General features: G+C 61.7%; 11 protein-coding genes and 1 pseudogene. 7 read left to right on the top strand and 5 right to left on the bottom strand.

Annotation, left to right across the window (positions count from 1 at the left end):
• Positions 1-153: 153 nt before the first annotated feature.
• Positions 154-1,288, bottom strand: a pseudogene (recA, locus tag QM780_RS03125) (recombinase RecA).
• Positions 1,289-1,516: 228 nt separating this feature from the next.
• Between recA and QM780_RS03120 the strand changes: the two are divergent.
• The 4 genes from QM780_RS03120 to QM780_RS03105 all read left to right on the top strand — a co-directional run bounded on the left by QM780_RS03120 (position 1,517) and on the right by QM780_RS03105 (position 4,233).
• Positions 1,517-2,074: a hypothetical protein gene (locus QM780_RS03120; RefSeq protein ID WP_415069023.1), complete on the top strand. Its 558-nt coding sequence runs from the start codon at positions 1,517-1,519 to the stop codon at positions 2,072-2,074.
• Positions 2,075-2,246: 172 nt separating this feature from the next.
• Positions 2,247-2,828 carry a hypothetical protein gene (locus tag QM780_RS03115; RefSeq protein WP_415069022.1) on the top strand — a complete coding sequence of 194 codons (582 nt, stop codon included), beginning with the start codon at positions 2,247-2,249 and terminating at the stop codon, positions 2,826-2,828.
• Between the two features lie 128 nt (positions 2,829-2,956).
• Positions 2,957-3,523, top strand: coding sequence for a formaldehyde-activating enzyme (locus QM780_RS03110; protein WP_415069021.1), 567 nt, complete (start codon positions 2,957-2,959; stop codon positions 3,521-3,523).
• 167 nt (positions 3,524-3,690) lie between these two features.
• A complete protein-coding gene (locus QM780_RS03105) occupies positions 3,691-4,233 on the top strand; it encodes a hypothetical protein (protein WP_415069020.1) in 543 nt (180 codons plus the stop codon).
• Positions 4,234-4,566: 333 nt separating this feature from the next.
• Here the strand turns inward: QM780_RS03105 and QM780_RS03100 are convergent, their stop codons facing one another.
• Positions 4,567-7,125: a response regulator gene (locus QM780_RS03100; protein ID WP_415069019.1), complete on the bottom strand. Its 2,559-nt coding sequence runs from the start codon at positions 7,123-7,125 to the stop codon at positions 4,567-4,569.
• A 223-nt stretch (positions 7,126-7,348) separates the two neighbouring features.
• On the opposite strand from QM780_RS03100, the gene QM780_RS03095 reads away from it, so the two are divergent.
• A complete protein-coding gene (locus tag QM780_RS03095; RefSeq protein ID WP_415069018.1) occupies positions 7,349-7,744 on the top strand; it encodes a hypothetical protein in 396 nt (131 codons plus the stop codon).
• Between the two features lie 12 nt (positions 7,745-7,756).
• On the opposite strand, the gene QM780_RS03090 is transcribed toward QM780_RS03095, so the two are convergent.
• Together QM780_RS03090 and dksA are read right to left on the bottom strand one after the other, a co-directional pair.
• Positions 7,757-8,017 (bottom strand): hypothetical protein, encoded by a 261-nt coding sequence (locus QM780_RS03090; RefSeq protein WP_415069017.1) that lies wholly within the window; start codon positions 8,015-8,017, stop codon positions 7,757-7,759.
• Positions 8,018-8,134: 117 nt separating this feature from the next.
• The gene (dksA, locus tag QM780_RS03085) at positions 8,135-8,890 is read right to left on the bottom strand and encodes an RNA polymerase-binding protein DksA (RefSeq protein WP_415069016.1); all 756 of its coding nucleotides are present in this window, start codon (positions 8,888-8,890) and stop codon (positions 8,135-8,137) included.
• Positions 8,891-9,179: 289 nt separating this feature from the next.
• Here dksA and QM780_RS03080 point away from each other — a divergent pair, with 289 nt between their 5' ends.
• Positions 9,180-10,025, top strand: a complete 846-nt coding sequence (locus tag QM780_RS03080; RefSeq protein ID WP_415069015.1) for an AAA family ATPase — start codon at positions 9,180-9,182, stop codon at positions 10,023-10,025.
• A gap of 360 nt (positions 10,026-10,385) precedes the next feature.
• Complete coding sequence (gene asnB / locus QM780_RS03075; protein ID WP_415069014.1) at positions 10,386-12,428, top strand: asparagine synthase (glutamine-hydrolyzing); 2,043 nt, start codon at positions 10,386-10,388, stop codon at positions 12,426-12,428.
• 60 nt (positions 12,429-12,488) lie between these two features.
• Here the strand turns inward: asnB and QM780_RS03070 are convergent, their stop codons facing one another.
• Positions 12,489-13,160 carry a TetR/AcrR family transcriptional regulator gene (locus QM780_RS03070; protein WP_415069013.1) on the bottom strand — a complete coding sequence of 224 codons (672 nt, stop codon included), beginning with the start codon at positions 13,158-13,160 and terminating at the stop codon, positions 12,489-12,491.
• Positions 13,161-13,389 lie beyond the last annotated feature (229 nt).

Genomic DNA, 13,389 nt, shown 5'->3' with positions numbered 1-13,389 from the left:
GGCGGTATGCTCCGCGGGCACCCAGGCTGCGGCGGAAGCGCAGCCTCAAACTGCCCCGAAATGTCATCCTCGGCTTTATGCCGGGGATCCATTGGGCCGGGTCCATCGGTTGGAAAATGGATCCTCGGAACCAGCCCGAGGACGACATCCATCTTACCGCTTCGCCTTGGCGACCTTCTTGCTCGAATCGTCCGGCAGCACGCCGTCCTCATCGGGCTCTTCGCCGTCGTCTTCGCCCGATTCCGGGTTCGCCAACATCTTCTCGACGATGAGCCCGGCGTTGGCCCGGATGGCACGTTCGAGCTCGTTCGCGACCTTCGGATTTTCCTTCAAATACGCCTTGGCGTTTTCGCGGCCCTGGCCGATGCGGTCGCCATTGTACGACAGCCACGCGCCCGACTTCTCGACCAGCCCGGCCTTGACGCCGAGATCGATCAGCTCGCCGACCTTCGAGATGCCTTCACCGTACATGATGTCGAATTCGACCTGCTTGAACGGCGGCGCCACCTTGTTCTTGACGACCTTGACGCGCGTCTGGTTGCCGACGGTTTCCTCGCGCTCCTTGATCTGCCCGATGCGCCGGATGTCGAGCCGCACCGAGGCGTAGAATTTCAGCGCATTGCCGCCCGTCGTCGTCTCCGGATTGCCGAACATGATGCCGATCTTCATGCGGATCTGGTTGATGAAAATCACCATCGTGTTCGACTTCGAGATCGAACCCGTGAGCTTCCTGAGCGCCTGGCTCATCAGACGCGCCTGCAGTCCCGGCAGGCTGTCGCCCATCTCGCCTTCGAGTTCGGCCTTCGGCGTCAGCGCCGCGACCGAATTCGACGACCAGCACATCGACGGCGCCCGAGCGCACCAGCGTATCGGCAATTTCCAAAGCCTGCTCGCCTGTATCCGGCTGCGAGATCAGCAGGTCTTCGACCCTGACGCCGAGCTTCTTGGCGTAGCCCGGATCGATCGCATGCTCGGCATCGACGAATGCACAGATGCCGCCCTTCTTCTGAGCTTCGGCCACGACTTGCAGCGCCAATGTCGTCTTGCCCGACGATTCAGGTCCATAGATTTCGATGATGCGCCCCTTCGGCAGACCACCAATGCCAAGCGCGATATCGAGCCCCAGCGAGCCGGTCGAGATCGCTTCGATATCGAGCTTCTCGTTGGCGCCAAGCCGCATGATCGACCCCTTGCCGAAGGTCTTGTCGATCTGCGCGAGTGCCTGCTCCAGCGCCTGCTTCTTATCCATTTTGCCCCCTTCGAGCACAGTCAAGTCCGGCCGTTCCATGTCGTCACCCTCAATCCCTTATGGCAAGCGCCTCGCGCCATCAATTAAGGATAAGCGTACTCCATTTGTTCCGAATCTGTCAATCACGTTTTGTTCTTCATTTGCCCTATCACAGAAAACGCATCCGAACAGACCCTGGATGCTCTTATCAACGCCTGTTTCCTCGGGGACAGCGCGCTTGTGCTCGAAACGGCAATCTTCGGACAACCCAAGCCGAAGGAGGCTCCAGTGTCCAAGTTCCTCGCCGTTCTGATATCCATCGCCGTCATCGCCACCTCATTCACGTCCGCAGCCGAAGCATTCCCCGGCCGCCGCATGGGATTTTTCCTCGGCGGCATGGCGGCCATGTCGATGATGGCTCACGCCGCCGAAGAGCGCCGCCGCCAGGAAGCCTACGAGAGAGAGCGGGCCCGCCAGATGATGATCGCCAAGCAGAGGGCCGCCGCCGCAGCAGCAGCAAGGCGTGAACGGGCTCGCCAGATCGCCATTCAGCAGCGTAAGGCCGCGGAGATCGCCGCCGCCGAAGCCGCGCAGCAGTCGGCCACCACTACCACCCAGGCCAACGATGCGCTGGTCCTGAAGAAGGGCGACCGTCTGCCGTCGGCTCAGGATGCATCCTCGGCCCCGGCCGATGCGACCCAGACCACGACCGTCGAAAAGGCGCCGGCCGACACGTCCAAAATCGAAACCTCGTCGACGACCCCGGCCACGGACACCGCCTCGACTGAAACCTGCCGCCGATATTCCGCCGCCGCCGACGGCCTCATCGACGTCCCCTGCCAGTAAGCATGGCAAATAACTGAACGGCTCCCCGGCCCGCTATCGAGCAACTCGAACAGGCGGGCCGCAATGTTTTTTTCTCTCAATATCGTACCGACCGCTGGCCTGTTCCGCCCGAAACAGCGCCAGCCGCTTCCTTCGCGCATGATCCTCGCATCGCCAAGCCAAGGAGGCAGCCGTGCTCAAGATTACAACGCTTATCGCCGCTCTCATCGCAGCCAGCGCCTTCGCTTCGAACGCCGAAGCAGCCGGGATGAGTACTTTCTATACAAGCCCATTCTTCCGCAACCAGGGCCGAAAGCCGGCAGCACCCACCGAACAATGGAACGCACCCCGCGTTGAAAGCTACGCCAGACCCTCGCGCGACCGCAGGCTCGAAGCCTTGCGCGCCAGACAAGCCGCCGAGGCTGCTGCGGAAGCGGCGGAAGAAGCAGCAGCAGCCAAGCGCGCGCGGCTTCTCGCTATGCAGAAGAAGGCGGCGGCCGCAAAATTGATTGCCGCTGCGCAGGCTGAAGCTGATGCTCACGCCGCGGCCGAGGCACAAGCTGCGAAGACGACTGCAGCCGCCCCCAAAGGCGATCTGCTTCCCGTCGCATCCTCGACGGCGCCGGCCACGACAACCACGTCAACGCCGACCAAAACCGCCGATGCCGATCAGCCGCCGGTCACCGCCACGAAGACGGCCGCTACCGACACGCCTAACGTCTGCCGCAAATATTCGCCGGTCGCCGACGGCCTCGTCGAAGTGCCCTGCAAATAACACCCCTCGCGACCCTGAGACGCGCCATAACCAGAACTTATGGCGCGTTTTCCTTTGCCCTGGTTTATCGCATCGTCGTGCGCCGGCTTCGGCGTCCGAACGACAACCAGAGCGCAAGGTGGAAAGACATGAGCAGTACATCGCGCCCGTCAGGGCGTTTCGGCATCCGCGTCGGCGAAGCCCTCGTCGCGGGCGGCCCGCCGGGAACGGCAGCGGAGCCCGAAGTCGCAATCGGCGAAATGGACGGACCTTTCGGCACCGCTTTCGCGACGCTCCTTGGCGATCAGGTCAAAGGCCACAGCCGCGTTCTGTCGCTCTTGAACACCGACGTCATGGTCAGGCCGCCGACGATCTGCGTCAGCAAGGTGACCGTTGACAACGAGCGCTACACCAATATCCTGATGGGAACGGTTCAGTACGCAACCGCGATGGGCGTGCTCGATGCGGTCCGCGCCGGCGACCTGCCGAAAGACAAAGTCAACGACCTCGGCATCATTGTTTCGGTGTGGCTGAACCCGGTCGTCTCGACCATCGACAAGCTCGATCACAAGATCCTGTTCGACATCCATCGCAAGGCGACGGCGCAGGCCATCCATAAGGCGATGAACTTCGAGCCCTCGATCGACTGGCTGCTCGAGAACCAGGACAAGATCATTCACAAGTATTTCGAGAAGGGCCTCAAGGGCGAAGTGTAAATTCCGCCGTTTCCCTCTCCCCATTGAAGGATGGGGGGGGTGGGTTAGGGTAACGAGCGGCTTGGCGCAAATGACGACGGCGACCGCAAGGAATGTCACGCCCGTTACAGCGCCGCCGCCGCTTTTCATCGATGTTTTCCCCGACCTCGCAGTTGGAGAAAACGCCCGTGTCCAAGATGCCCGCACTTTTCGCCGCCGTCGTGCTCGTCGCCGCCGGTTTTGCCTCGGCCGCCGAAGCGCACGACCACTCCCCTTTCTTCCGCAATGACTTTCACGACATGGGCCCGATGGAGCCGCCGTATCATCATCATTGCGATCACGGAGAACGCGCTTTCGAAATCGAACAGCAGCGCGAGCTTGCCGAAGCGCAGGCCGAGCAAGCCGCACTAGCGGCACAAAAGGCAGCAGCCGCGAAGCGTGCACGCGCGGTGGCTTTACGGCGTCAGCAGGCTGCCGAAGCTCAGGCGGAAGCGAAGGCCGCAGCGGCCAAGCGGGCTGCCGCTGCGCGACAGGCTGCATCGGCCGAAGCCGCACACGTCGCAAAGAAAGCCGATCTGCTGCCGACGACAAACGCTTCGTCGCCCGCCAAGGCCACGTCCAGCCCGCCGGCCGCCACAGCTGCGAAGACCGTCACGGTCGCTTCGCAACCGGAGCTTTGCCACAAATTTTCTGCCGCCGCCGACGGCCTGATCGACGTCCCCTGCCAATAACCGCTGATGGAATCGCGAGCGGCCAAGCCCCCGGCAGGCTCGCGTCTGTGAGACGCGCCATACCCAGAACTATGGCGCGTCTCCGCTCTTCCAACCGAGTTGGTGCTGTCTCGACCCACCGTCGTCCCGGCGCAGACCGGGATCCAGCCAAGCCTCGACATTGAGATTGCGGCTCGTGGTCTGGGTGCCGACCTTCGTCGGCATGACGGAGCGAAAGGCGGAACCGTCATCCCCGGCCGAGCGCGGCGGAGCTGTGTCGAAGGCCGGGGATGACGAAACGATCAAGCCAGCGGCCCGGGCTCGGAGGAGCCGCCTAGCGCCATCAAAAAAGCCCTACTTCGCCAGCTCTTCCTTCACCTTCGCGGCGAGCTGCGGCAGCGAGAACGGCTTCGGCAGGAACGCGAAATCGTCCGAGCCCATCGACTCGCGGAAAGCTTCGTTCGGATAGCCCGACACGAAAATCACTTTCAGCGACGGATTGCGCTTCCGCAATTCCTTGAACAGCGACGGCCCATCCATCTCCGGCATGACGACGTCCGACACGACGATATCGATCTCGCCTTCATTCTCGGCCATGATCTCGAGCGCTTCGACGCCGTCGGCCGCTTCCAGTACCTGATAGCCCTGCCTCTTCAGCGCCCGAACCGCGAACTGCCGAACCTCGACTTCGTCCTCGACCAGCAGCACGCGACCGGTGCCGGTGAGATCGGTTGCCGTCAGCTGCTTCTTTGCGGCAGCGATCGTCTGCGGCAGCGCCGTATCGACCTCGGCGCCCTCCTCGATGTAATGGCGCGGCAGGAAGATCTTGAAACTCGTGCCCTTGCCGATCTCACTCTCCGGCAGGATGAAACCGCCCGACTGCTTGATGATGCCGTAGACCGACGCGAGACCGAGACCCGTTCCCTTGCCGACGCCCTTGGTGGTGAAGAACGGCTCGAAGATCTTCGCCATCACGTCCGGGCTCATGCCCGTTCCGGTATCGGCGACCTCGACCAGCACGTATTCGCCCGGCGTGAAGCCAACGACGTCGCGCATCTTCTGGCTCTCGCGCTCGGTCACGTTGCGGGTCTGGATCGAAAGCTTGCCGCCGCCCGGCATCGCGTCGCGGGCATTGCGAACCAGATTGAGGATCACCTGATACAGCTGATCGCTGTCGGCCTTCACGTACCAGAGGTCGCGCTCGGAATGGATCTTGAGCTCGATCTTCTCGCCGCATTGCGTCTTCAGCACCGGCAGCATGTCGGACGTCAGGTCGCCGAGATTGAATACCGACACCTGCTGCGTCTGCTTACGCGAAAAGCCCAGAAGGCCCTTCACCAGCGCCGCCGCCCGATTGGCCGCCGACTGGATGTTCTTGATGTCGCGATAGGCCGGGTCGCTCGGACGGTGCGTCTGCAGCAAGAGATCGGAGAAGCCGATGATGGCCGTCAGCACGTTGTTGAAGTCGTGCGCTATGCCGCCCGCAAGATTACCGACCGCTTCCATTTTTTGCGCCTGCGCCACGCGGCTCTCGAGCGTCTTCTGCTCGGTCGCGTCCATGACGTAGAGCGCCGCGGCGGCCCCGCCCTGAACGGCGGCGAGCGGCGACATGTAGATCCGGCGCGTGAACTGCCTGTTTTCGCCTGCCGTGATTTCGATTGGCTGGATGTTGCCGCGCCCCGCCAAAACTTCGGCCAGTCCGGCATCGATCTGCACGCGCTCTTCGGGCTCCGCTGTCCGGCTCAGCGCCTCGGCGGCGAGCACGTCTTGGGCCGGTTTGCCGTCGAGCACCATCTGCATGAACGCGGTGTTGCAGTTGGCGATGCGGCCCTCGGCATCGAGCGCCGCGATCCCGAACGGCGCCGACTGGAAGAATTGCGAAGCACGCACGTCCTGCTGGCCGCGATCGACAAGCCCTGTCGTCTGCCGGTTGATCGCCGTGATCGTGAAGCCTTGGTCCGCCTGCGCCCCGATCGGCTCGACGAGCAACGTCAAAGCGACGATGCGGCTGTCGTGACGCGTCAGATCGAGATCGATGATGCGCTGATCGGCCTCCGGAATGGTCGCCATGTGCTTGAGCAAGCGAAGCCCTTCCACTCCCGCGAGCGAAGCAAGACCGAGAGCGCGCGAGCGCAGGCCTCCGGTCGGATAGCCCAGCCACCGCTCGAATGCGGCGTTGACGTGGACGATCGCACCATCGGCGGCAACCCACATGAATCCGGCGGGCATGGCGTCGAACGCGGCGATATCGGATTCGAGCTTGTCGATGCGTTCGGCTTCGCCGCTCTTCTCCGCCGTCACGTCGTTGATCTGCCACGACACGAGGCGTTGGCGGCGGGACCCGAAATCCGAAATTTCGTCAGGCGGCGAGAACGGCTGAACCGTGATGCGCGCCCACGTCAGTTCGCGCCCGGTGCCGAGCCGCAAGCGCACGTCTTCGCGCAGCGCCTCGCCGCGACCGGCGGCACGCGTCAGCCGGAAGAAGGCCTGCATGCCCTCTGCATCACCTGAAAGCGCAGCTTCGAGTGCCGAGAACGGCCCCGCCTCGTGCCGCCCGAGAACTTTTTCCGCCGCGTCGTTGACGTAAAGAACGGTGCCGTCGGCTTCCGCGATGATCTGCGGCTCTTCGCCGGCATCCGTCGCCGCCTTGAGCAGATCGCCCGCCACCACGCGAGCGCCGAAGCGGACGTGCCCGGCAGCAATCGCAAAGAGCATAAAGGTGCCGAACATCGCCAGCAGCGCGATGACCGTCAAAAGCAGCGGTTCGCCGGAACCGCTGGCCAGCAGCCCGAACAAAACTGCGCCGCCCGCAGCCGCGATAATGATCATGGGGAGGAGACCGCCGAACCCTTCCGCTGAGTTCAGCGGATCGATCGGGGCGGTATCGATCCTCAACGCCTCGCGATCCTTCATGGGCCGAGAATCTAGCTGATTCTCGAAAATCGAAGCGTCGGATTGGGGCATGGATATGGAACTCAAACGCAACTGCAACTGTGCCGCAACGGTGCGGCGGGACTCGATTGGCTAACACTTCACTCAAGAGGGTTAACATGGGGTCAACTAGGCGCTATCGAACCATTGACGGGCGAACGATATCGGCACATCCCGGCGAACCCAGCGCGGCGAGGCAAAGCAAATGGAAAACTATTTTTTCTGGACGGCCCTGCTCGGAGTTCTGGCGGTGCTCGTCGCCGGCGGAACGGTATTCGCGCGCGCCTATCTGACGGGAACGTCACCGGCCGCGCTTTTCTTCCGGCCCAAAGGCGAACGTCGCCTGGAAGTCATCGATCACGCCAATATCGACGGACGGCGCAAACTGATCCTGATCCGCCGTGATGATGTCGAACATCTGCTGCTGACGGGTGGTCCCGTCGACGTCGTCGTCGAAACCGGCATAGCTACAATGGCGCGCCCCGTACCGGCAGCCGTTACGCCGAATGATGTTCCGCCGGTGCGTCGCGCCCCGCTGTTCAGCAATGTAAGTGGCAATGTCAGTGAGCCCGCGCCGTTGATCGGCACGCGCGAACGCTGATCCGATAGACCGTCAGCGCCCCGGCTCGACGTCGCCGAAATCGGCCATCGTCAGCTTGCTGAGATCGAGCCGGCGTGTCGCGCTCGCAACCTGCGCCCGGCCGCCTTGTAGATCGGAAAAACGGGCAGTTGCCGATTTCATCATGCCCGCGCGATCGACCTTGGGTCCGGAAACGACACTGGTCTTCGCGCCAAGCTGTTCAGCGCAAGCTTCCTGCGCCGTGACGGCTGCGATCCCGGCCAATAAGGCCGCCAGCATCTGCTTACGAACCATGACAACGCCCCATCTGCGCACCCCTCTAACAGGAGCGCCGACGAGTGTCGGGCAAATCCATTAACGAGCCGTGAAAACACGTTCCGGACCGGGACACGGACGTGGCCCCGGAGATTGCTACTCTTCGCGATAGACGCGTTCGCGGCGCTCGTGCCGCTCCTGCGCTTCCACCGACAGCGTCGCTATCGGACGCGCATCGAGACGCTTGAGGCCGATCGGCTCGCCGGTATCTTCGCAATAGCCGTAAGAGCCGTCCTCGATCCGGCCGAGCGCCGCATCGATCTTGGCGATCAGCTTGCGTTGCCGGTCCCGCGTCCTGAGTTCCGTCGCCCGATCCGTTTCCGACGTCGCGCGGTCTGCAAGATCGGCATGCTGCGCGGAATCTTCGTGCAGAATGGCCAGCGTCTCGCGCGTCTGGCGCAGAATCTCGTCCTTCCACTCCAGAAGACGCTTGCGGAAGTAAGCCTTGTGCATGTCGTTCATGAACGGCTCGCCTTCCGAGGGCTTGTAGCCCGGCGGAAGAACGATATCGGCAATCTTTACGCGAGCTGCCATCTTCTTATTCGTACCCTCTGACTTTTTCGAAGCTGTCGGCTTGGCGACAGCAAGTGTTCGCGCCGCGGCCTTCGCCGGACTTGCGCTGGCAACAGGTGCCTTGCTAACGCCCGAAGCGCTCTTCCCCGTCGCTGTCTTTACGGCGGTCTTCGCCACCTTGATGTTCGCTGCCGCCACCTTTGTGGCTTTGCCGGTCTTGGCCGCCCCGGCCGACGACGCACCGACCTTGACCCCGTTCTTGGGGCCGCCGGCTTTCGGAGCGGGCTTTTTAGAAGCCGCTTTTGATTTCGCAGCCTTCGTTTCGGTCGCCTTGCTCATCGTCCGCCTCTCCAGAGGCTGAGTTCGCTAGATCCGGTCATCCTCCGCCGAAAATCCTACCGCAAGTCGGCCCTCATTCGGCCGCCCCTTATCTATGCGCGACGGCCTCCGAGTCAAGCGCGAGACGAAGCCATGTTAAATTCCACATCATGTCGTTTTTCATATTGAAAACAATCACATACACGAACAATCGATCACCGGCGCCTGCCTCCCGCTCCGACACTCCGCCAGCCGGGGGTGCGCTTAGGTCACCTTGCTCGCCCGCCCGAAGCCTTCCAAGACACACGCCATGAACTTCGAAGGAACCTCGGCATACGTCGCAACGCCCGACCTCAAGGTCGCGGTCAACGCCGCCATCCGCCTCGAGCGCCCGCTCCTGATCAAGGGAGAACCGGGCACCGGCAAATCGGTGCTCGCGGCCGAAGTTGCAAGAGCCCTCGATGCGCCGCTGATCGAATGGCACATCAAATCGACGACCAAGGCGCAGCAGGGTCTTTACGAATATGACGCCGTCTCGCGCCTTCGCGACGGCCAGCTCGGCGACGAGCGCGTCAAGGACATCGCCAATTACATCAAGCGCGGCAAGCTCTGGGACGCCTTCGTCGCCCCGAAACGCTCCGTGCTGCTGATCGATGAAATCGACAAGGCCGACATCGAGTTCCCGAATGATCTGCTGCAGGAACTCGATCGCATGGAATTCTTCGTCTACGAGACGGGCCAGACGATCAAAGCCGAAACCCGCCCGATCGTTCTCATCACGTCGAACAACGAAAAGGAGCTACCCGACGCCTTCCTGCGCCGCTGCTTCTTCCATTTCATCAAGTTTCCCGATGCCGAAACGATGCGCCAGATCGTCGAGGTGCATTTCCCCGGCTTGAAAAATCGCCTCGTCAGCGACGCGCTGCGCGTCTTCTACGAACTCCGCGACGTTCCGGGGCTGAAGAAAAAGCCGTCGACATCCGAACTTCTCGATTGGCTGAAGTTGCTTTTGCACGAAGACATAGACCCTGCGCTTCTGCGCGAAAGCGATCCCAGAAAGCTGGTGCCGCCGCTTGCCGGTGCTTTGATCAAGAACGAGCAGGACGCCCATCTTCTTGAACGCCTCGCGTTCATGTCGAGGCGTCGTGGTGAATGAGCGGTCGCAAAAAAATAATAAGAAATTTTCTCCCCCGTGCCGGGGCATCTTTCCGGCCTTGGCGGGCGAAAAAGTGAATCGCGATCATCGGGCTCGGCTGAACGGCCGACAGTTGGAATTTCTCTTAGGCTGCTTGGCCTAAAGCCGTTTTTAGCGCCGTGCGATTTTGTCGCGAATGGTAACCACCAATGCGGACCGGACTGGCAATATAGGATCATCCACGGCAACTGATTGAGGTCGTACGCACGACCGGGATCAAGGCAAGCTCTCCCGTCCGGCGGTTTGAGTTGTCGCTTGGTTCCCTATATCTGGCTGACGGCCAAGAGCCGCTGACCATCCGCCGAGCTATTGGACGAACGTATGTGTGGCATTTTCGGAATTATCGATCTCAAGGGCCGGCGCGCGGTTCCGTTGTCTGTTTTGAAGCGCGCCGCCGACGCGATGCTGCATCGCGGCCCGGATGAAGACGGCTATCTTCAGCGCCCCGGCTTCGGGTTCGCTTCGCGCCGCTTGAGCATCGTCGGTCTCGCCGACGGTCAGCAGCCGGTGTTCAACGAAGACAAATCCATCACCGCCATCTTCAACGGCGAGATCTTCGACCACGGGGATTGGCGCGAGCACCTTCGCGGCCTCGGCCACACGCTGACGACCCATTGCGACACCGAACTCTTCCCGCACATGTGGGAGCAGTACGGCAACGACATGTTCGAGAAGTTCAACGGCCAGTTCGCCGTTGCCCTCTTCGATGAGCGCAGCCAGAAATTCGTGCTTGCACGCGACCGCTTCGGCATCTGTCCGCTGTACTGGACGCGCACCACCCGCTTCGGCACCGATTGGCTGATCTTCGGTTCCGAGATCAAGACCATTCTCGCCACCGGCCTCGTCGAGCCAAAGCCCGACCGCCGCGGTATCGATGCGCTCTTCAACTTCCTCGCCATCCCGGGTCCGGCGAGCTGTTTTGAAGGCATCAATAGTCTGCCGCCCGGCAAGTTCCTGACGATTTCGCGTGGCCGCATCGGCGAAGACGCGACCATCGACGAGCGCACCTATTGGCAGATGGATTTCCCCGACATGGGGAAGGAAACGCGCTTTGCCGATGAGGAAAAGCTCGTCAACGATTTCGAACGCGTTCTCTACGATTCCGTAAAGCGCCGTCTGCGTGCCGACGTGCCGGTCGCCTCCTATCTTTCCGGCGGCGTGGATTCCAGCACTGTCGTCGCCATGGCGAAAGATATTCTCGGCGCCGCCCCCGCGACTTTCACCGTCAAGATCCGCGATCCCAAGCTCGACGAAACCGAGCAGGCGGCAGTCATTTCAAAACACCTGTCCGCCGACCCCTATGTCGTCGCCTGCGGATCGGAAGAGATCGTCTCGAACTATCAGCGCCTCCTCGTGGCGACCGAAGCCCCGGTGACGGACACCTCCTGCACCGCCTTGATGATGCTCGCCGGTAAGGTGCACGAAAAAGGCTTTAAGGTCGCGCTGACGGGCGAAGGCTCCGACGAATGGCTCGCGGGCTACCCCTGGTACAAATTCCAACGCTTGATCGAGTGGATCGGCAAAGGTTCGGCCGGCACGCTGCCTCCGAAGATGACGCGCTTCTTCCATCACTGGCTCGGTTGCGACGACGAGGCCGATGCCTATCTCGACAATTGCGCCAAAACTTCAGGCGGAATGCACGCGTTCCAGCGGTTCTACGATCTTCTCGGCGCCTCGCGTTCCCGCTTCTATAGCCCTGCGATGCGCGCGAGCTTCGGCAGCGAATATTCGCCCTATCTCGCAATCGATCCCGACTGCACCAGGGCGGCCAAATGGCACCCGGTGAACCGCGCCGTGTTCTGGGCTGGAAAGATTCACCTGCCCGGCCAGCTCTTGAGCCTCAAAGGCGATCGCATCGCGATGAGCCAGTCGGTCGAGATGCGCTATCCGTTCCTCGACAACAACGTCTTCGACTTCCTCGCCGGCATCGACCCGAAGTGGAAGCTGCATGGATTGACGGAAAAGTATCTGCTCCGTCGCGTCGCCGAGAAGTGGCTGCCGAAGTCCGTCGCCTGGCGGCCCAAGGGCATGTTCCGCGCGCCGCTCGACGGCTTCTTCCTCGACCAGCGCCTGCCTTACGTCGACGAACTCTTGAGCGAAGAGTTGATCAAGAAGGCGGGCTACTTCGACGCCAAGGCGGTTGCCAAGTGGCGCGCCGAATATAAGGATCTCTCGTGGTGGGGGTATCAGCGCCAATCGGGTGAGCTTGGCCTTGTCGCGGTGCTCGCAACCCAGCTCTGGCACCACACCTATATCGATCCGACACTCGCCAACTTGCCGGACTGGCGCGCCATCGCCGGTGTCCCGACCGAGTGGAGCGATCTCGATTTCGCCGAGAGGGGAGCGGAAGAAAGCGTCGCCTGATCGGTGGCGAATGTCATTCTCGGGCTTGTCCCGAGGACGAGCAAGGACGTCGCCGCGGTATCAGCCCGCGGTCGCATATCCCTTCATGAACAGCCTCACGCCGGAGCCCACGATCTTTTCGATCTCCTCCGGCGACAGCGGTTCTTTCAGGACGCCATAGAGGCGCGCTTTGAAGCTGCCGCCCTGGATCACTTCCAGGAACTGCGCCGCCGCCAGACGCGTATCGGGAATGTTCAGTCGTCCCGCCTGAACATGATGGTCGAGAAAATTCGCGACCGCCCCGATCACGCGGACCGGTCCGGCCTCGTAGAACTCCGATCCGATTTCCGGCATTCGCTCGGCAACGCCGATGACGATGCGATGCGCCGACACGACGAACGGCTGAGACATCGTGGTCATCATTTCCGCGCCAAAGCGCATCAATACGTCCGCAATGGGTAGATTGATATCGAGCAACGCGATCTTCTCGGCAACTTTTCGGTCGCGCTGCTCAGCGCAGATCGCCGTGAAAAGATGCTCTTTATCCTGGAAGTAGACGTAAAGCGTCGCTTTCGACACCTGCGCCGTGCGCGCCACATCGCTCATGCTCGTGGCATCGAAGCCGAGCTCGGAGAAGATGCGCCCTGCGCCTTCCAGAATCTGCCGCCGCTTGGCGGGATCGGTCCCGGCTGCCGGCCGACCGCCGCGCCGATCCTCTTTCCGCTTTGGGCGCGTGAATTGAGAACCTTCCATGACGTCCATCCTTACCCGATTCAAACCCCGGGTTCAGCTTAATACCTTGTAAAAATGAACCGAACAGTTCAGTTTCCACTTGATATCCCCTTTTGAACGCTGTATGTCAAGCTTAAATTGAACTATACGGTTCAGTTCAGCGCTGTTAACTCCTGTACGAGGTGGGCGTGATGGGCAAAAATAATTTGAACACCGTTCCTAAATTCCGGCCGAATACTGCGGCTGATGT

Source organism: Hyphomicrobium sp. (assembly GCF_047600905.1).
Lineage (GTDB): Bacteria > Pseudomonadota > Alphaproteobacteria > Rhizobiales > Hyphomicrobiaceae > Hyphomicrobium_B.
This window is presented reverse-complemented; position numbering and strand designations above follow the sequence as displayed.